We start from the raw sequence: 19,157 nt of genomic DNA, 5'->3' as shown, positions 1-19,157 counted from the left end.
TTTGTTTGTCCGACGCAATATCGCGCCAAGCGCCAAGGCATACGCGCGCAGATCCCACAGGAATGACTGGCCCGAAACAAACGTAGGAGCGAGCGCAGCTCGCGATGCGCCGCGCGGGCGGCGCTCGATCTCGAAGGCACCCCAGAACTCAAGCCAAGCGCCCCCGCCTCACTCACCCAGCTCGACCAGCACAGTCCCTTCGCTGACCATGTCCCCCTCCAGGCAGAACAGCGCCTTCACCGTGCCGGCATGCGGCGCACGAATGCTGTGCTCCATCTTCATGGCCTCCAGTACCACCAGCGCAGTACCGGCTTCCACCACCTGCCCAGGTTCGACCAGCACCCGCACGATACTGCCGTTCATGGGCGCACCCAGCCCACCCTGATGGCTGTGGCTGGCTTCGGCCTCGGCAATCGGGTCGAAGGCTTCGATGGCATGCATTTCGCCATCCCAGTGCAGGTACAGCGTGCCACCCCGACGGGTTGCCAGATGCTGGCGACGCACGCCGTTCTGGTCATGCACCAACTGCTCACCTTGCAGCTGCCAGGTAGAAGCAGCGCTACGTTCCAAGGCCACTGCCTGATCTTGTCCGGCGCTTACCAGATGCAAGCTACTGCGTGCCGGCAGGCCCAAGCGCAGGCCGTTACGCCCGCTCCAAGGCGAATGGCAATCGTCATCGCGCTGATGCCCCGCCTGGCCCTGCAGCCAGGCTTCGGCTGCCGCCTCCCAAAAGCCAGCAGGCAGCGCACGTGGCGCCGGTAGCAGCACATCCTGGTGGCGGGGAATGAAGCCGGTGTCCAGCTCTGCCGCCGCGAACGCAGGGTGCGCGAGAATGCGGCGCAGGAAGGCGATGTTGGTCTTCAGCCCGCCAATGGCAAACTCGTCGAGCATGGTCAGCAAGCGCAGGCGTGCCTGTTCGCGGTTTTCACCCCAGGCAATCAGCTTGCCCAGCATCGGGTCGTAGAACGGCGACACCACATCGCCTTCGCTAACCCCGCTGTCCACCCGGCGGCCTTCGCCAGGCGCCGATTCACGGTACAGCGCCAATTTACCGGTCGCGGGTAAAAAATCGTTGGCCGGGTCTTCGGCATACAGGCGCACTTCGATGGCATGGCCGATCAGCGGCACCTGTTCCTGTGTGATCGGCAGGGCTTCGCCACAGGCCACGCGAATTTGCCAGGCAACAAGGTCCAGGCCGGTGATGGCCTCGGTGACCGGGTGTTCCACCTGCAGGCGGGTGTTCATCTCCATGAAGAAGAACTCGCCACGTGCATCAAGCAGAAACTCCACGGTGCCAGCACCCACGTAACCGATAGCCTGGGCGGCACGCACCGCCGCTTCGCCCATGGCTTGGCGCAGTTCGGGCGACAGGCCGGGCGCAGGGGCCTCTTCCACCACCTTCTGGTGGCGGCGCTGAATGGAGCAGTCGCGTTCGTTAAGGTACAGGCAGTTGCCGTGCTGGTCGGCAAACACCTGGATTTCGACATGACGCGGCTTGAGCACGTACTTTTCCACCAGCATGCGCGCATCGCCGAACGACGACTGTGCCTCTCGCTGGGCCGAGGCCAGGGCGTCGGCCAGTTGGCTTTCTTCCTCGACCACTTTCATGCCCTTGCCACCGCCACCAGCGCTGGCCTTGAGCAGCACCGGGTAGCCGATGCGTTCGGCCGCGGCGCGGAAGGTGTCCAGGTCCTGGGCCTCGCCGTGGTAGCCCGGCACCAACGGCACGCCGGCCGCTTCCATCAGTGCCTTGGCTGCCGATTTGCTGCCCATGGCGTCGATGGCGCTGGCCGGTGGGCCGAGGAATATCAGCCCGGCCTGCTCGATGGCGCGGGCGAAACCTGCGTTCTCGGACAGAAAGCCATAACCTGGGTGGATAGCCTGGGCGCCGCTGGCCTTGGCTGCTGCCAGCAGCTTGTCGACCAGCAGGTAGCTTTCGGCGGCCTTGGTGCCGCCCAGGTCGACGCGGATGTCGGCTTCGCGGCTGTGACGGGCGTCACGGTCGGTGGCGCTGTGCACGGCAACAGTGGTCAGGCCCATGGCCTTGGCGGTGCGCATTACCCGGCAGGCGATTTCGCCGCGGTTGGCGACCAGCAGGGTGGTCAAAGCGGGGCGGCTCATGGGCGCGGCTCCTTCTTGTCAACGGTTTGCCAGGCAGGGCGGCGTTTTTCCAGGAAAGCACGCAACCCCTCCTGGCCTTCGGCGCTGACGCGGATGCGGGCGATGGTGTTTTCGCAGTAACGGCGCAGGGCCGGGCTGAGTTCGCCGTCGTCCACTTCGCGCAGCAAGTCCTTGGTGGCGCGCAATGCTTGTGGGCTGTTCTGCAGCAGGTTGCCTACCCAGGCTTCGACGTGGTCGTCCAGTTCGCTGGCTGGGTATACCTCGGCCAGCAGGCCCAGTTCGCGGGCCCGTACGCCGCTGAAGCGCTCGGCGGTGAGGGCGTAGCGGCGCGCGGCGCGTTCGCCAATGGCCTTGACCACGAACGGGCTGATCACCGCCGGGGCCAGGCCGATGCGTACTTCCGACAGGCACAGTTGGGCGTCTTCGGCGCCGATGGCCATGTCGCAGCAGCTGATCAGGCCCAGCGCGCCGCCGAAGGCTGCGCCTTGCACCACGGCCAGGGTCGGGGCCTTGAGGCGGTGCAGGGCGTACATCAGCTCACCCAGTTCGTGGGCGTCATCCAGGTTGGTGTTGAAGTCCAGTTGTGCCGACTGCTGCATCCAGGCCAGGTCGGCACCGGCGCTGAAGTGCCGGCCACGGCCGCGCAGCAGCACAAAGCGCAGGCTGGCGTCTTCGGCCAACTGGTCGATGGCCACGATCAGCTCGCGGATCATCTGCGCGTTGAAGGCGTTGTTCTTGTCCTCGCGGCTTAACCACAGGGTGGCGAAGCCGCGTGGGTCGCGGATCACTTCGAGGGTGCTGAAATCGCTCATGGGTCACATCCGGAAAATGCCGAAGCGGCTCTGTTCGATCGGCGCGTTCAGCGCGGCAGACAACGCCAGGCCGAGGACGTCTCGGGTCTGTGCCGGGTCGATGACGCCGTCGTCCCACAGGCGGGCACTGGAATAATAGGGGTGGCCCTGACGTTCGTACTGGTCGAGGATCGGCTGCTTGAGCCTGGCCTCATCCTCGGCGCTGAATGGCTGGCCGCTGCGTTCGCTCTGCTCGCGCTTGACCTGGGCCAGCACCCCGGCGGCCTGTTCGGCGCCCATCACGCCAATCCGCGCGTTGGGCCACATCCACAGGAAGCGCGGGTCGTAGGCGCGGCCGCACATGCCGTAGTTGCCGGCGCCAAAGCTGCCGCCGATGATCACCGTGAACTTTGGCACCTGGGCGCAGGCCACGGCGGTGACCAGTTTGGCGCCGTGCTTGGCGATGCCGCCTTCTTCGTATTTCTTGCCGACCATGAAACCGGTGATGTTCTGCAGGAACAGCAAAGGGATGCCGCGCTGGCAGGCCAGTTCGATGAAGTGCGCGCCTTTTTGCGCAGCTTCGGCGAACAGGATGCCGTTGTTGGCCAAGATCGCCACCGGGTAGCCGTGCAGGTGGGCGAAGCCGCACACCAGAGTGGTGCCGAACAGCGCCTTGAATTCATCGAACACCGAGCCATCGACCAAGCGGGCGATCACCTCGCGCACGTCGAACGGTTGCTTGGCATCCGCGGGCACCACGCCGTATAGCTCGTCGGCGGCATACAGCGGTGCCACTGGGGCCAACCGCTGCAGCTTGCCGAGCTTGTGCCAGTTGAGGTTGGCCACACTGCGTCGTGCGATGGCCAGGGCGTGTTCGTCGTTGTCGGCATAATGGTCGGCGACGCCGCTGGTGCGGCAATGCACATCGGCGCCGCCGAGGTCTTCGGCGCTCACCACTTCGCCGGTGGCGGCTTTTACCAGCGGCGGCCCGGCGAGGAAGATGGTCGCCTGCTGCCGCACCATGATCGCTTCGTCGGCCATGGCCGGCACGTAAGCGCCGCCAGCGGTGCACGAGCCCATCACCACGGCGATCTGCGGGATGCCTTGCGCGCTCATGTTGGCCTGGTTGAAGAAGATGCGCCCGAAGTGCTCACGGTCGGGGAACACTTCGTCCTGGCGTGGCAGGTTGGCGCCGCCGGAGTCCACCAGGTAGATGCATGGCAGACGGTTCTGCAGGGCGATGGTTTGTGCACGCAGGTGTTTCTTTACGGTCAGCGGGTAGTACGAGCCGCCTTTTACCGTGGCGTCGTTGGCCACGATCATGCATTCGACGCCCTCGATACGGCCGATGCCGGCAATCACGCCCGCAGCCGGCACGTCCTCGCCGTATACCTCATGGGCGGCCAACTGGCCGATCTCGAGGAACGGCGAGCCCGGGTCCAGCAGGCGGTCGATACGCTCGCGCGGCAGCAGCTTGCCACGTGAGGTATGACGTTCCTGAGCCTTGGGCCCGCCGCCCTGGGCAACCTGGGCGAGCAGGCCGCGCAGGGCCTGGACCTGCTCGAGCATGGCCGCGCTGTTGATGGCGAATTCTGCCGAACGCGGGTTGATCTGGGTGTGCAAGGTAGCCATGTGCGCCCGTCCCTTATGTTCAGCGGGTTTCGTTGAACAGTTCGCGGCCGATCAGCATCCGGCGGATTTCGCTGGTGCCGGCACCGATTTCGTACAGCTTGGCGTCGCGCAACAGGCGGCCAGCCGGGAATTCGTTGATATAGCCGTTGCCGCCAAGAATCTGGATCGCCTCCAGGGCCATTTGCGTGGCACGCTCGGCGGTGTACAGGATCACGCCGGCAGCGTCCTTGCGGGTGGTCTCGCCGCGGTCGCACGCCTGGGCCACGGCATACAGGTAGGCGCGGCTGGCGTTCAGCTGGGTGTACATGTCGGCAATTTTGCCCTGGATCAGCTGGAACTCGCCGATGCTCTGGCCGAATTGCTTGCGGTCATGGATATACGGCACCACCAGGTCCATGCAGCTTTGCATGATGCCGGTCGGGCCGCCGGACAGCACCACACGTTCGTAGTCCAGGCCGCTCATCAGAACGCGCACGCCGCCGTTAAGCTGGCCCAGAATGTTCTCTGCCGGCACTTCCACGCCGTCGAAGAACAGCTCGCAGGTGTTGGACCCGCGCATGCCCAGCTTGTCGAACTTGTTGCTGCGGCTGAAGCCTTTCCAGTCGCGCTCGACGATGAACGCGGTGATACCGTGCGCACCCTTGTCCAGGTCGGTCTTGGCGTAAATCACGTAGGTGTTGGCGTCGGGACCGTTGGTGATCCAGGTCTTGCTGCCGTTGAGCACGTAGTGATCGCCGCGTTTTTCTGCGCGCAGTTTCATCGACACCACGTCGGAGCCGGCATTGGGCTCGCTCATGGCCAAGGCGCCGATGTGCTCGCCGCTGATCAGCTTGGGCAGGTACTTGAGCTTCTGCTCGTGGGTGCCGTTGCGGTTGATCTGGTTGACGCACAGGTTGGAATGGGCGCCGTAGGACAGCGCCACTGAGGCGGAGCCACGGCTGATTTCTTCCATCGACACCACATGTGCCAGGTAGCCCAGGCCAGCGCCACCATACTCTTCCGGTACGGTGATACCCAGCAGGCCCATGTCACCGAACTTGCGCCACATGTCGGCGGGGAACAGGTTGTCGTGGTCGATCTGCGCGGCGCGCGGGGCCAGTTCGGCGGCGACGAAGGTGCGCACCTGGTCGCGGAGCATGTCGATGGTTTCGCCCAGGGCGAAGTTCAGGGAGGGGTAATGCATGCTGGGGCACCTTCTTGTTCTTGAAAATTGGGTAAACCGTAGCTCAAAGGCTAACCGCTGACCCCTGTAGGAGCGGGCTTGCCCGCGAATGCGTCAGCAGGACCACCGTCATTGGCTGGGTGATCGCATTCGCGGGTAAGCCCGCTCCTACAAGGGTCTGCGTCATGCCGGAGATCCCGGTATCGTTCATCACCTTTACGTTAACGTAAACCTGCGTAAGGTCACTGTCAATCCGCTCGTCACCTTTACGTAAACGTAAATCTGCGCCAGAGTATTCCCGCTTGCTTCAGCCGTGCCCAAAACAACCACAAGAAGGGACACCCATGAGTCAACCGAGCTATACCCGCGGTCGCCAGGACCGACCCTTGCTGACCCAGACCATCGGCCAGGCCTTCGATGCCACCGTGGCCCGCTGTTCCGACAGCGAGGCCCTGGTGTCCCGCCACCAGGGCCTGCGTTACAGCTGGCGGCAGCTGGCCGAGCAGGTCGAAATACACGCCCGCGCGCTGATCGCACTGGGCGTGAACACCGGCGACCGTGTTGGCATCTGGTCGCCCAACTGCGCCCAGTGGTGCATCTTGCAGCTGGCCAGTGCCAAGGTCGGCGCCATCCTGGTCAACATCAACCCGGCCTACCGAGTGGGTGAGCTGGAGTACGTGTTGCGCCAGTCTGGCTGCCGCTGGCTGGTCTGCGCTGAAGCCTTCAAGACGTCTGATTACCACGCCATGCTGCAGGAGCTGGTGCCTGAACTGGCCAGCGCCCGGCCTGGTGAGCTGGCCAGTGATTGCCTGCCCGAGTTGCGTGGTGTCATCAGCCTGGCCGCCAACCCGCCTGCCGGCTTCCTGCCCTGGCACGCCTTGGCCGAGCGGGCAGGGCAGACGTCTGTCGAGGCCTGCACAGCCCGTCAGCAAAGCCTGCAATTCGACCAGCCGGTAAACATCCAGTACACCTCCGGCACCACCGGTGCACCCAAAGGTGCCACGCTCAGTCACTACAACATCCTCAACAACGGTTTCATGGTGGGTGAAAGCCTTGGCCTGACAGCCCGCGACCGTATGGTGATCCCGGTGCCGCTGTATCATTGCTTCGGCATGGTCATGGCCAACCTCGGCTGCATCACCCACGGCAGCACCATGATCTACCCCAACGATGCTTTCGACGCCGAACTTACCTTGCGCGCCGTGGCCGAAGAGCGCGCCACCATCCTCTATGGCGTACCGACCATGTTCATCGCCATGCTCGATCACCCATCGCGCGCCCACATGGACCTGTCGACCCTGCGCAGCGGCATCATGGCCGGTGCCACCTGCCCGATCGAGGTGATGCGCCGGGTCATCGACCAGATGCACATGGCAGAAGTGCAGATCGCCTACGGCATGACCGAAACCAGCCCGGTGTCGCTGCAGACCGGCCCGGACGACGATCTGGAGCTGCGCGTGACCACCGTCGGCCGCACCCAGCCGCAGCTGGAAAACAAACTGGTGGACGCCGACGGCTGCATCGTCGCGCGCGGCGAGATCGGCGAACTGTGCACCCGCGGCTACAGCGTGATGCTTGGCTACTGGGACAACCCCCAGGCCACGGCGGATGCCATCGACCCGGCCGGCTGGATGCATTCGGGCGACCTGGCGGTGATGGACGAGCAGGGCTATGTGCGCATCGTTGGGCGCAACAAGGACATGATCATTCGCGGCGGCGAGAACATTTACCCGCGTGAGCTGGAAGAGTTTTTCTACACCCACCCGGCAGTGGCCGATGCGCAGGTGATCGGCATTCCGTGTAGCCGCTATGGCGAAGAGATCGTCGCCTGGATCAAGCTGCACCCGGGGCATAGCGCTACGGCCGAGGAACTGCAGGGCTGGTGCAAGGCGCGCATTGCCCACTTCAAGGTGCCGCGATATATCCGTTTCGTTGACGAATACCCGATGACGGTGACAGGCAAGGTGCAAAAATTCAGGATGCGTGAGATCAGTGTCGCAGAAATTTCGGCTGTTTCTGCAGGTTGATGCACTGGGTTATCCGGCCTCTTCGCGGGTGAACCCACGATGAGGCCAAGCCATGCCAGCATCAGATTCCGGATCTATTACATTGGCTCGATATTGAGGTCACTGCATGCCAGGAAGATGGCGATGTTGCGCGTGCACCTGATGTAGAACTGGTTCGGAACGAACCCCCCATCCTCCATTTGCTGGCCAACGCAGCAGAGGTGTGCCTGGCGCTTTTGAAATCGGCAGATACTGCAGTCAGCCAGAAATGTATGACTACTTCAGACTATCCTTAACTCCGCGGTAAAGTGGTGAATCACCGACATCGAGCAATAACTTAGCGTCCCTTATTGCCCATTGTGCTAGGAACAGGGGTGTATCCCTTATCCCCTCAATATGGTACCCAGGATGGTACCAGTGGCTCTGATGTTCCCGGTACGGAGCGTAGGCACGTATCAGTGCTGAATCGAGGGTGCTCAGGTATTTTCTATGCGTATCGGTTAAAATAACATCATCAGCATACCGTCGCTTCTGGCCGGCTAATATATCCTTCATATGGTCTGTAAACGCCTTGGTACTAGCCTTGATGAGATTTTCCTGGACGCCGGGGTTTATACGGGCGGCGCTATGAAAGTCCCATCTTTTCAGATGTTTTGTCACGCCATTGAATAGATCAACTTCATGATTTAAGAGGTCCAGGGCGATTTCGACTCCCTGCACCTGCGCCTTCTCATTCTCCCGCATTGCGTTCCTATAGGATTTTACTTCATGCGATGTGTTGCCAATACCAAATTGCCCTCTCGCGGTGACCTTCCCAGAACGAGCGGTGTTCCCAGCCCGCCCAATCAGCACTCTGGCTGCGCCCTGGGGGTCGCCGTAGTTAACAGGGTCGCCATTACAATAGGCATACGCGTTCAGTCCACCGAGCCCAAACGGGCTCAGCCTATCGGCGCTGGAGAATCGCATTAACCCGGGAAAGAATGCCCGATAGCCCTGGCCTAAGTGGTAGCAATTGGCGTGAATATCAAACGGAACACCATTGAAACCAGTGACGATGGCCGCGTCGCCGATCGCCCCGCTGTGGCCATAGGGGGTAAAGCATACAGACTGAGGGCTTTGAGTGTGTGGCGTTGATGGGGGCATTCATGACTCCTTTGCTTCGCGCAGTTGTCGGCTTGCTTCTTAAAAGTGCTGTGATTTCGCCTCGGTCTATGAACTGCCAAGCCGCTTTTAGTAGGGTAATCACGGGTAGCATGCGCTAAAGTAAACACCTGTGCTGCTGGCAGAAATGTCAGTTGTACCGATCTCTGCGTAAATCCTAGACTGATGGATTTAATAGCCGTCGCGACTCAGTGATCCAGTAACGGTCACTCGTAGCGGCGAGCACAGTTAAACCGCGTCAACATGGATGATGTGCTGGGCTGTCCGGCCCCTATTTCGCGGTTAAACGTGCACACAATGATCGCGCTCGACCCAGGCCACCGCGGACGCTATCGACCCGGCCGGCTGGATGCATTCGGGTGACCTGGCGGTGATGGACGAGCAGGGCTATGTGCGCATCGTCGGGCGCAACAAGGACATGATCATTCGTGGCGGCGAGAACATTTACCCGCGTGAGCTGGAAGAGTTTTTCTACACCCACCCGGCGGTGGCCGATGCGCAGGTGATCGGCATTCCGTGCAGCCGCTATGGCGAAGAGATCGTCGCCTGGATCAAGCTGCACCCGGGGCACAGCGCCACGGTCGAGGAGCTGCAGGGCTGGTGCAAGGCACGCATTGCCCACTTCAAGGTGCCGCGGTATATCCGCTTTGTCGACGATTTCCCGATGACGGTGACCGGGAAGGTGCAAAAGTTCCGCATGCGTGAGATCAGTGTCGCGGAGTTTATGGTGGGATCGACCGAGTAAAGGTGTAGCGGTGCCGGTCCGCAGGGCAAAGTCCGCGAAAGGCCGGCACAGCTAGCCCGTTTTGGTCAAGCTATCCTAATTAAAACCAGAGTTCCGGATGCTGCAAGGAATCACGGACAATACTTATATGTCTCATTAACTTCTTATATCGCTCATGTGGGCTGATATAGTGATCTGAGTCCCAGAAGTCACTAGGGGTTTGCATTTTTCTTACCTCTGCTTCTATTTTGTCAAGGCTGGATATGTTTGCTTTGGTTAGCAAGGCATCGTTCCGATAGTCGGTTACTTCTCCACCCATGATGTTTGCAGCTTGTTTCAAATATCTTTCTGTTGTGATGCGGTGGACGATTCTGGGCGGTATACCGGTTTTGAAGGGGTCTGAGGCTGCTGCTGCCGCGGTTAAATCCCCAGGTGCTAAATATTGGCCTACTTTTTCTACTAGGTGGGGGGCCTTCTCTGAAAGACCCTCCATTACGCGTAGGCCGTTTTTCATAGCTATCAATCTGAGCCGTGCAGTTTCTTCAGGGCTTTGGCCGGGGAGCTGTACATTCTGCTTGTTAAAATTAACGTTTATATTTGGTTTTTTGAAAAAGATTTTGTATGCCCAATTCAGGGGGCGTAAAGCGAGATGAGCGAGTCGAGCGAAAGCAACGGCTCCACTTGGGTCTGTGCGGTTGACTGGATCGCCATTGCAATAGGCGTAGCTATTAATTCCTCCACGTCCAAAGGGGCTAATACGATCCGGGGAGATGAATCTCATTAGTGTAGGGCTGAAGGCGCGATAGCCTTGTCCCAAATGGTAGTAATGTGCGTGAGGGTCAAAATGTGCGCCGTTAAAGCCGGTTAGGCGAGGTTTCAGGGTCAGTGCTTTGCTGTACCCGTAAACGCAGTAGCTGACATGGGTGTCAGGGGTGATAGTGTTGGCTGGCATGGTATTACCCCGTGTGAAAATCAATATTGTCGAAAACTTCAGTCTAGTAATGAGGCGTCTGACAAATTTTATTGGGCTGAATAGGTGGTGTTCATCGGTTCGGCGAGTTCACGAGTTTGAGCAACAAGGCGGTGGTCGTTCTCCTGACGGGTGTTGTGTGGTTTATATAACGCAAGCAGCGATCTTACGAAACTGGTAAAAATAACAGTTGTAAAAGGGGGCTGCAGATCCCGCGTTGCGCGGGCTTCGAGAATAATTGCCCTGATTGGGCGAAGTGCATACCGCCGCACACTAAGCGTATAGCGTAATTCAAGCAGCGATAACGTATAGTCCAGATTGCCCGGGATGAACCTGCGGCGCCAAACTGCGAAAGTTGGCCCCTCACGTCATCCCGTGCTACCTGATGTAATCGCGCGCTTCTGACATGACTCAACCACCTCCGGTTTGAGGAGGCCCGATGATCATGCGAGCTCCAGTTGAACGCAACTGACAGACATATCAGTTCCGTGGTCTACCCTTAAGCCTTCACCGGTGGCTCCTGACTCGGCGGGTCACCAACCGTCGGCGGCACGGTCGGCTTGATCGGCAGCTCGTCCGGTTCTTCTTCCGGCACGGGCGGCGGCAAGCTCGGGTCGTCGATGTTGGGATCGGGTGTCTCCGGTGGAATGGGAATGTTCATGGCCTGACCTCGCGTGGGTGGGTGAAGAGGTGCTGTAGGCTCTGACCGCTGGCAGCTGCCGTTCGCTCAATTATTTTGAACCCCCCGCCTGTGCCCGGCTCTGAACCCTTACCGCCACCAGCCTGAGGGAGCAAGGTCGATGTCACGAAACGAGCCCTTTGAAAGCGTGCCCATGGCGAACGATCACCCGGACCAGCCCATCAGCCTGTCCCAGGCGCTGCTGGCGCCGCGTATCGTGATCGAAGACACCCAACCCGTGCTCGACGCCGGCAGCTTCGCCGCCAAGGCCGTCAGTGGCCAGCCAGTGGCAGTCAGCACCAAGGCCTACAGCGACGGCCACGACCGCCTGGCGGTGATGCTTAACTGGCGTCAGGCGCACAGCCGGCGCTGGCATTGCGTGCCGATGCAGTCGGCGGGTAACGACCTGTGGCAGGCCGAATTCACCCCCACCGAACTGGGTCCGCACCGGTTCAGTATCGAGGCCTGGATCGACCCGTTTGCCACCTATTGCCACGACCTGGAGAAGAAGTACCACGCCGGCGTCGAGGTAAAACTGGAATTGGAAGAAGGCCGTTTGATGCTCGGCACAGGCATCGAACTGTGCAGCGGCGCCCTGCGCGAGGCGCTAGAGGCCTTGCAGCAGCGCCTGCCCACGCTCAGTATCGATGACCAGGTGGCTTTGTTTCTCGACCCGACCACCGCCCGCCTTATGGGCGAAGCCGAACACCGCAGCTACCTGACCCGCAGCCCTGATTTCCCCCTTGATGTCGACCGCCCGGCCGCACTGTTCGCCAGCTGGTACGAGCTGTTCCCGCGCTCCATTACCGACGACCCGCAGCGCCACGGCACCTTCAACGACGTGCACGAACGGCTGCCGATGATCCGCGACATGGGCTTCGACGTACTGTACTTCCCGCCCATCCACCCCATCGGCATGCAGCATCGCAAGGGCCGCAACAACGCCCTCAAGGCCGAGCCGGGCGACCCGGGCAGCCCTTATGCCATTGGCAGCCCGGAAGGCGGCCACGAGGCCATTCACCCGCAACTGGGCAGCCGCGATGACTTTCGCCGTCTGGTGGCCGCAGCGGCGGAACACGGCCTGGAAATCGCCCTCGATTTCGCCATCCAGTGCTCCCAGGACCACCCTTGGCTCAAGGAGCACCCGGGCTGGTTCAGCTGGCGTCCGGATGGCACCATCCGCTACGCCGAAAACCCGCCGAAAAAGTACCAGGACATCGTCAACGTCGATTTCTATGCGCCAGAGGCCGTGCCCTCGCTGTGGCTGGCCCTGCGCGATGTGGTGGTCGGCTGGGTCGAGGAGGGCGTGAAGACCTTCCGCGTCGACAACCCGCACACCAAGCCGTTGCCGTTCTGGCAATGGCTGATCGGCAATGTGCGCAGCCAGCACCCCGACGTCATCTTCCTCGCCGAAGCCTTTACCAAGCCAGCGATGATGGCGCGCCTGGGCAAGGTCGGCTACGCACAGAGCTATACCTATTTCACCTGGCGCAACCACAAGCAGGAGCTGCGCGAATATTTCGAGCAGCTCAACCAGCCGCCGTGGAGCCAGTGCTACCGGCCCAACTTCTTCGTCAATACACCGGACATCAACCCGTTTTTCCTGCACACCTCAGGCCGCGCAGGGTTTCTTATCCGTGCGGCGCTGGCGACCATGGGCTCAGGCTTGTGGGGCATGTATTCGGGCTTCGAGCTGTGCGAGGGCACGCCGTTGCCGGGCAAGGAGGAATACCTGGATTCGGAGAAGTACGAAATCCGCCCACGTGATTTCACCCAGCCCGGCAACATCATTGCCGAGATCGCCCAGCTCAACCGCATCCGCCGGCAGAACCGTGCCTTGCAAACCCACCTAGGTGTGGCCTTCTTCAATTGCTGGAACGACAACATCCTGTACTTCGCCAAGCGAACGCCTGAGCGTGACAACTACATCCTGGTGGCCATCAGCCTCGACCCGCACAACGCCCAGGAGGCGCATTTCGAGTTGCCACTGTGGGAGCTGGGGCTGGACGACAACGCCGAAACCCAGGGTGAAGACCTGATGAACGGCCACCGCTGGTCGTGGTACGGCAAGACCCAATGGATGCGCATAGAGCCCTGGCACCTGCCGTTCGGCATCTGGCGCATCGAGAAAGCCGGGTAAAACCGGCCTGCAGCCTTTTCCCCTGTGGGAGCGGGCATGCCCGCGAACACCGGCAGAGCCGGTGCCAAGCACCGCGGTGGCTGATTCGCGGGCACGCCCGCTCCCACAGCGATGGTGCAAGAAGGGGCAAACATGCAATTGAAAGGAGTCGCACATGGCCAAGCGTTCCCGCCCGGCAGCCTTCATCGACGACCCGCTGTGGTACAAGGACGCCGTCATCTACCAGCTGCACATCAAGTCGTTCTTCGACTCGAACAACGACGGCATCGGCGACTTCGCCGGCCTGATCAGCAAGCTCGACTACATTGCCGAGCTGGGCGTCAACACCCTGTGGCTGCTGCCGTTCTACCCATCGCCACGCCGTGACGACGGCTACGACATCGCCGAATACAAGGCCGTGCATCCCGACTATGGCAGCATGGCCGACGCCCGCCGTTTCATCGCCGAGGCCCACAAGCGCGGCTTGCGGGTGATCACCGAGCTGGTCATCAACCACACCAGCGACCAGCACCCGTGGTTCCAGCGTGCCCGCCACGCCAAGCGCGGCAGCAAGGCGCGCGAGTTCTACGTGTGGTCGGACGACGACCAGAAGTACGACGGTACGCGCATCATCTTCCTCGATACCGAAAAGTCCAACTGGACCTGGGACCCGGTCGCCGGCCAGTACTTCTGGCACCGGTTCTACTCGCACCAGCCGGACCTCAACTTCGATAACCCGCAGGTACTCAAGGCGGTGATCGGCGTCATGCGCTTCTGGCTCGACCTGGGTGTAGATGGCCTGCGCCTGGACGCGATCCCTTACCTGATCGAGCGCGACGGCACCAACAACGAGAACCTCGCCGAAACCCACGAGGTGCTCAAGGCGATCCGCGCCGAGATCGACGCCAACTACCCCGATCGCATGCTGCTGGCCGAAGCCAACCAGTGGCCGGAAGACACGCGCCCGTACTTCGGCGAAGGTGACGGCGACGAATGCCATATGGCTTTCCACTTTCCGTTGATGCCGCGCATGTACATGGCCCTGGCCATGGAAGACCGCTTCCCGATCACCGACATCCTGCGCCAGACCCCGGAAATTCCGGCCAACTGCCAGTGGGCGATCTTTTTGCGCAACCATGATGAACTGACCCTGGAAATGGTCACCGACCGCGAGCGCGACTACCTGTGGAACTACTATGCCGAAGACCGCCGCGCGCGCATCAACCTGGGCATTCGCCGGCGCCTGGCGCCCCTGCTGCAGCGTGACCGGCGGCGCATAGAGCTGCTGACCAGCCTGCTATTGTCGATGCCCGGCACGCCAACCCTGTATTACGGCGACGAACTGGGCATGGGCGACAATATCTATCTGGGTGACCGCGATGGCGTCCGCACTCCCATGCAGTGGTCGCCAGACCGCAACGGCGGTTTTTCCCGCGCCGACCCCCAGCGCCTGGTGCTGCCGCCGATCATGGACCCGCTCTACGGTTACCAGACGGTCAACGTGGAGGCGCAAAGCCACGACCCGCATTCGCTGCTGAACTGGACCCGGCGCATGCTGGCGGTACGCAAGCAGCAGAAGGCCTTTGGCCGCGGCAGCCTGCGCACCCTCACGCCCAGCAACCGGCGCATCCTTGCCTATATCCGCGAGTACACCGATGCCGACGGCAATACCGAGGTCATTCTCTGCGTGGCCAACGTGTCCCGCGCCGCCCAGGCTGCCGAACTCGAATTGTCACAATACGCCGACAAAGTACCGGTGGAGATGCTTGGCGGCAGCGCGTTCCCGCCAATCGGCCAACTGCCGTTTCTGCTGACATTGCCACCTTATGCCTTCTACTGGTTCCTGCTGGCCAGCCGCGATCGCATGCCCAGCTGGCACATTCAGGCCACCGAGGGGTTACCCGAATTGACCACATTGGTACTGCGCAAGCGCATGGAAGAACTGCTGCAAGCCCCCGCAAGCGATACGCTGCAAAGCACCATCCTGCCGCAGTACCTGCCCAAACGCCGCTGGTTCGCTGGCAAGGAAGGGCCGATCGACGCCGTGCGCCTGTGTTACGGCGTGCGTTTCGGCACCGCCACCACGCCGGTGCTGCTCAGCGAAATCGAAGTACTCAGCGACGGCACGGCCACCCGCTACCAGCTACCGTTCGGCCTGCTGCGTGAGGAACAGATCCATACCGCGCTGCCGCAGCAGCTGGCGTTGTCGCGGGTGCGCCGTACCCACCAGGTTGGCTTGATCACCGACGCCTTCGTCCTGGAGCCGTTCATTCACGCCGTGATACAAGCCTGCCAGGATGGCCTGCGTCTGCCGTGTGGCGACGCTGAGGGTGAATTGCGCTTCGAATGCACAGAGCAGCTGGCCGGCCTGGCGCTCGACGAGGAGAGCGAAGTGCGCTACCTCAGCGCCGAGCAGTCCAACAGTTCGGTGGTCATCGGCGACCGCGTGGTGCTCAAGCTGATCCGCCGGGTCAACCCGGGTATCCATCCAGAGCTGGAAATGAGTGCCTACCTGACCGCCGCCGGCTTTGCCAATATCTCGCCGCTGCTGGCCTGGGTCAGCCGGGTGGACGAGCAACACGCGCCGCACCTGCTGATGATTGCCCAGGGTTACCTGAGTAACCAGGGCGATGCCTGGGGCTGGACCCAGAACACCCTTGAACGGGCCATCCGCGACCAGATGGAGCCCACTCGCAACGACGGCGAAGCGCACACTGACGCATTGGCCGAACTCAGCGGCTTTGCGGCCTTGCTTGGCCAGCGCCTGGGCGAGATGCACCTGCTGCTGGCCGCACCCACCGAAGACCCGGCCTTCCAGCCGCGCCCCAGCGATGCCCGGGACAGCGAGCGCTGGCGTGCACAGATCAGTACCGAACTGATCCACGCCCTCGACCTGCTGGCCCAGCACCGTGACACGCTGGACAGCGACAGCCAGGCCTTGGTCGACGACCTGCAGCAACAGCGCGAGGGCCTGGCCCAGCATATCGACAAGCTGACCGCGCAGGCCCAGGGTGGCCTGCTGATGCGTGTGCACGGCGACCTGCACCTGGGCCAGGTGCTGGTGGTGCAGGGTGATGCCTACCTCATCGATTTTGAAGGCGAGCCTGCCCGGCCACTTGAAGAGCGCCGGGCAAAACACAGCCCCTACAAGGATGTCAGCGGCGTGCTGCGATCCTTCGACTATGCTGCTGCGATGATCTTGCGCAGCGCGTCTGCGGTGGACCTTTCCGAGCCGGCGCGGCAAGCCCGGCAGCGGGTTGCCCGGCAGTACCTGCACCAGTCCCGGCATGCCTTTGTCGAAGCCTATGGCCTGGCCACCGCCGCCATGCCCCACGCCTGGCAGCACGCCGAGGGCGAGCGCGCGGCACTGGAGCTGTTCTGCCTGGAAAAAGCCGCCTACGAGATTACATACGAAGCCGAAAACCGTCCGAGCTGGCTGGCCGTGCCTTTGCATGGTCTGCATGGACTGATCAGTACCTGGGGAGAGTCAGAATGAACGTTACAACGCGTGAAAACGGTGGCCTTCGGCAACGGGACCTCGACGCCCTGGCCCGCGCCGAACACGCCGATCCTTTTGCGGTACTCGGCCCCCACGGCGACGGCGCGGGCGGGCAGGTGGTCCGCGCCTTTCTGCCCAATGCCCTGAAAGTGCGCGTCCAGGCCCGGGATGACGGGCGGGTACTTGCCGAAATGGAGCAGGGCAGCCTGCCCGGGTTGTTCAGCGCGCACCTCGATGAGGCACAACCCTACCAGCTTCATATCGTCTGGGCCGGTGGCGAACAGGTTACCGAAGACCCCTACAGCTTCGGCCCGCAACTGGGTGACATGGACCTTCACCTGTTCGCTGAAGGCAATCACCGCGATTTGTCCGGGCGCTTCGGTGCCCAGCCGACTCAGGTCGATGGCATCGACGGCGTGTGTTTCTCGGTCTGGGCACCGAATGCCCGGCGGGTGTCGGTGGTGGGTGATTTCAACAACTGGGATGGCCGCCGCCACCCCATGCGCCTGCGCCACAGCGCCGGGGTATGGGAGCTGTTCATTCCGCGTCTGGGCGTGGGCGAAACCTACAAGTTCGAAGTGCTCGGCAAGGACGGCATACTGCCGCTGAAGGCCGACCCGCTGGCCCGTGCCACCGAGCTGCCGCCGAGCACGGCGTCCAAGGTAGCCGGTGAACTCAGCCACGCCTGGCAGGACCATGACTGGATGGCGCAACGCGCCCAGCGCCACGCCTACAACGCGCCATTGTCGATCTACGAACTGCACCCTGGGTCATGGCGCTGCGAGCTGGACGAAGCGGGGGAAATCGGGCGTTTCTACAATTGGCGCGAACTGGCCGAGCGGCTGGTGCCCTATGTGCAGGAACTGGGCTTTACCCACATCGAGCTGCTGCCGATCATGGAACACCCGTTCGGCGGCTCCTGGGGCTATCAACCACTGTCGATGTTCGCGCCCACCTCGCGCTACGGCAGTGCCGAAGATTTCGCCGCGTTCATCGACGCCTGCCACCAAGGGGGCATCGGTGTACTGCTGGACTGGGTGCCGGCGCATTTCCCCACTGACGAACATGGCCTGGCGCGTTTCGACGGCACGGCTCTGTACGAATACGACAACCCACTGGAAGGCTACCACCAGGACTGGAACACACTGATCTACAACCTCGGCCGCAACGAGGTACGCGGCTTCATGATGGCTTCGGCGCTGCACTGGTTGAAGCATTTCCACATCGACGGCCTGCGCGTCGATGCGGTGGCCTCGATGCTATACCGCGACTACTCGCGCAAGGCCGGCGAGTGGGTCCCCAACCGCCACGGTGGGCGCGAGAACCTGGAAGCCATCGACTTCATCCGCCACCTCAACGGCGTGGCTGCCCACGAGGCCCCGGGCGCGCTGATCATCGCCGAGGAGTCCACCGCCTGGCCTGGGGTCAGCCAGCCCACCCAACAGGGCGGCCTGGGCTTTGCCTACAAGTGGAACATGGGCTGGATGCACGACACCCTGCACTACATCCAGAACGACCCGGTGCACCGCACCTACCACCATAATGAGATGAGCTTCGGGTTGATCTATGCCTATTCCGAGCACTTCATCCTGCCCATCTCCCATGATGAAGTGGTGCACGGCAAGCACTCGCTGATCGACAAGATGCCCGGCGACCGCTGGCAGAAGTTCGCCAACCTGCGCGCCTACCTCACCTTCATGTGGGCACACCCGGGCAAGAAGCTGCTGTTCATGGGCTGCGAGTTCGGCCAGTGGCGTGAGTGGAACCACGACAGCGAACTGGACTGGTACCTGCTGCAGTACCCCGAGCACCAGGGTGTGCAGCGGTTGGTGGGCGACCTCAACCGCCTGTACCGCGAAGAGCCGGCGTTGCACGAGCAGGATTGCCAGCCGCAGGGCTTCCAGTGGCTGATCGGTGACGACGCGCAGAACAGCGTGTACGCCTGGCTGCGCTGGAGCAGCAGCGGCGAGCCGGTGCTGGTGGTGGCCAACTTCACCCCGGTACCCCGTGAGGGCTATCGCATTGGCGTGCCGTTCGGCGAGCGTTGGCAGGAGCTGCTGAACAGTGATGCCGAGCTGTATGCCGGGTCGAACGTGGGTAATCTGGGGGCGGTGGCCAGTGAAGCAGTGGCCAGCCACGGGCAGCCATTATCGCTGGCCCTGAACCTGCCGCCGCTGGGGGTGTTGATCATGAAGCCCGCCTGATCGGTTGACCGCACTGGCCTTTTCGCCTGTAGGAGCGGGTTTACCCGCGAATCCGGTAGCGGCGGCAACCGTGAATGGCCTTTGGAAAT

Annotated in this window: 11 protein-coding genes and 1 pseudogene; 5 read left to right on the top strand and 7 right to left on the bottom strand. The window is 62.1% G+C overall.

What is annotated here, in order from left to right; genetic code table 11:
* Nucleotides 1–168: 168 nt before the first annotated feature.
* The 4 genes from ACF8EA_RS26050 to ACF8EA_RS26035 are packed head-to-tail and all read right to left on the bottom strand — an operon-like array spanning nucleotide 169 to nucleotide 5,727.
* Complete coding sequence (locus tag ACF8EA_RS26050; RefSeq protein WP_392523762.1) at nucleotides 169–2,121, bottom strand: acetyl/propionyl/methylcrotonyl-CoA carboxylase subunit alpha; 1,953 nt, start codon at nucleotides 2,119–2,121, stop codon at nucleotides 169–171.
* A complete protein-coding gene (locus tag ACF8EA_RS26045; protein WP_392523761.1) occupies nucleotides 2,118–2,933 on the bottom strand; it encodes a gamma-carboxygeranoyl-CoA hydratase in 816 nt (271 codons plus the stop codon). The genes ACF8EA_RS26050 and ACF8EA_RS26045 overlap by 4 nt, the downstream gene beginning before the upstream one ends.
* Nucleotides 2,934–2,936: 3 nt before the next feature.
* The gene (locus ACF8EA_RS26040) at nucleotides 2,937–4,544 is read right to left on the bottom strand and encodes a carboxyl transferase domain-containing protein (protein ID WP_021782113.1); all 1,608 of its coding nucleotides are present in this window, start codon (nucleotides 4,542–4,544) and stop codon (nucleotides 2,937–2,939) included.
* A 19-nt stretch (nucleotides 4,545–4,563) separates the two neighbouring features.
* Nucleotides 4,564–5,727, bottom strand: coding sequence for an isovaleryl-CoA dehydrogenase (locus ACF8EA_RS26035; RefSeq protein ID WP_003251317.1), 1,164 nt, complete (start codon nucleotides 5,725–5,727; stop codon nucleotides 4,564–4,566).
* Between the two features lie 323 nt (nucleotides 5,728–6,050).
* On the opposite strand from ACF8EA_RS26035, the gene ACF8EA_RS26030 reads away from it, so the two are divergent.
* Complete coding sequence (locus ACF8EA_RS26030; RefSeq protein WP_392523759.1) at nucleotides 6,051–7,733, top strand: AMP-binding protein; 1,683 nt, start codon at nucleotides 6,051–6,053, stop codon at nucleotides 7,731–7,733.
* A gap of 255 nt (nucleotides 7,734–7,988) precedes the next feature.
* Here ACF8EA_RS26030 and ACF8EA_RS26025 read toward each other — a convergent pair whose 3' ends face one another.
* The gene (locus ACF8EA_RS26025; protein ID WP_392523758.1) at nucleotides 7,989–8,855 is read right to left on the bottom strand and encodes an RHS repeat-associated core domain-containing protein; all 867 of its coding nucleotides are present in this window, start codon (nucleotides 8,853–8,855) and stop codon (nucleotides 7,989–7,991) included.
* A 331-nt stretch (nucleotides 8,856–9,186) separates the two neighbouring features.
* On the opposite strand from ACF8EA_RS26025, the pseudogene ACF8EA_RS26020 reads away from it, so the two are divergent.
* Nucleotides 9,187–9,618: pseudogene (locus tag ACF8EA_RS26020) on the top strand (AMP-binding protein); the annotation flags it as partial.
* A gap of 79 nt (nucleotides 9,619–9,697) precedes the next feature.
* On the opposite strand, the gene ACF8EA_RS26015 reads toward ACF8EA_RS26020, so the two are convergent.
* The gene (locus tag ACF8EA_RS26015) at nucleotides 9,698–10,549 is read right to left on the bottom strand and encodes an RHS repeat-associated core domain-containing protein (protein WP_392523757.1); all 852 of its coding nucleotides are present in this window, start codon (nucleotides 10,547–10,549) and stop codon (nucleotides 9,698–9,700) included.
* 517 nt (nucleotides 10,550–11,066) lie between these two features.
* Complete coding sequence (locus ACF8EA_RS26010) at nucleotides 11,067–11,228, bottom strand: hypothetical protein (protein WP_015271006.1); 162 nt, start codon at nucleotides 11,226–11,228, stop codon at nucleotides 11,067–11,069.
* 139 nt (nucleotides 11,229–11,367) lie between these two features.
* Here ACF8EA_RS26010 and ACF8EA_RS26005 point away from each other — a divergent pair, with 139 nt between their 5' ends.
* The 3 genes from ACF8EA_RS26005 to glgB all read left to right on the top strand — a co-directional run bounded on the left by ACF8EA_RS26005 (nucleotide 11,368) and on the right by glgB (nucleotide 19,068).
* Entirely contained in the window at nucleotides 11,368–13,386 is a 2,019-nt protein-coding gene (locus tag ACF8EA_RS26005; RefSeq protein ID WP_392523755.1) for an alpha-1,4-glucan--maltose-1-phosphate maltosyltransferase, read from the top strand.
* A 154-nt stretch (nucleotides 13,387–13,540) separates the two neighbouring features.
* Nucleotides 13,541–16,861 (top strand): maltose alpha-D-glucosyltransferase, encoded by a 3,321-nt coding sequence (gene treS / locus ACF8EA_RS26000; RefSeq protein ID WP_392523753.1) that lies wholly within the window; start codon nucleotides 13,541–13,543, stop codon nucleotides 16,859–16,861.
* On the top strand, nucleotides 16,858–19,068 hold the full coding sequence (glgB, locus tag ACF8EA_RS25995; RefSeq protein ID WP_392523752.1) for a 1,4-alpha-glucan branching protein GlgB: 2,211 nt from the start codon (nucleotides 16,858–16,860) through the stop codon (nucleotides 19,066–19,068). The genes treS and glgB overlap by 4 nt, the downstream gene beginning before the upstream one ends.
* Nucleotides 19,069–19,157 lie beyond the last annotated feature (89 nt).

The sequence above is a fragment of the Pseudomonas sp. YQ_5 genome, assembly GCF_043103305.1.
Lineage (GTDB): Bacteria > Pseudomonadota > Gammaproteobacteria > Pseudomonadales > Pseudomonadaceae > Aquipseudomonas > Aquipseudomonas putida_Y.
This window is presented reverse-complemented; position numbering and strand designations above follow the sequence as displayed.

Bases quoted from the DNA above. Each gene is read 5' to 3' on its own strand.
- ACF8EA_RS26015 (WP_392523757.1), bottom strand. From the start codon at position 10,549: ATGCCAGCCAACACTATCACCCCTGACACCCATGTCAGCTACTGCGTT.
- ACF8EA_RS26025 (WP_392523758.1), bottom strand. From the start codon at position 8,855: ATGCCCCCATCAACGCCACACACTCAAAGCCCTCAGTCTGTATGCTTT.
- treS (WP_392523753.1), top strand. From the start codon at position 13,541: ATGGCCAAGCGTTCCCGCCCGGCAGCCTTCATCGACGACCCGCTGTGG.
- ACF8EA_RS26010 (WP_015271006.1), bottom strand. From the start codon at position 11,228: ATGAACATTCCCATTCCACCGGAGACACCCGATCCCAACATCGACGAC.
- ACF8EA_RS26030 (WP_392523759.1), top strand. From the start codon at position 6,051: ATGAGTCAACCGAGCTATACCCGCGGTCGCCAGGACCGACCCTTGCTG.
- ACF8EA_RS26040 (WP_021782113.1), bottom strand. From the start codon at position 4,544: ATGGCTACCTTGCACACCCAGATCAACCCGCGTTCGGCAGAATTCGCC.
- ACF8EA_RS26045 (WP_392523761.1), bottom strand. From the start codon at position 2,933: ATGAGCGATTTCAGCACCCTCGAAGTGATCCGCGACCCACGCGGCTTC.
- ACF8EA_RS26005 (WP_392523755.1), top strand. From the start codon at position 11,368: ATGTCACGAAACGAGCCCTTTGAAAGCGTGCCCATGGCGAACGATCAC.
- ACF8EA_RS26035 (WP_003251317.1), bottom strand. From the start codon at position 5,727: ATGCATTACCCCTCCCTGAACTTCGCCCTGGGCGAAACCATCGACATG.
- ACF8EA_RS26050 (WP_392523762.1), bottom strand. From the start codon at position 2,121: ATGAGCCGCCCCGCTTTGACCACCCTGCTGGTCGCCAACCGCGGCGAA.
- glgB (WP_392523752.1), top strand. From the start codon at position 16,858: ATGAACGTTACAACGCGTGAAAACGGTGGCCTTCGGCAACGGGACCTC.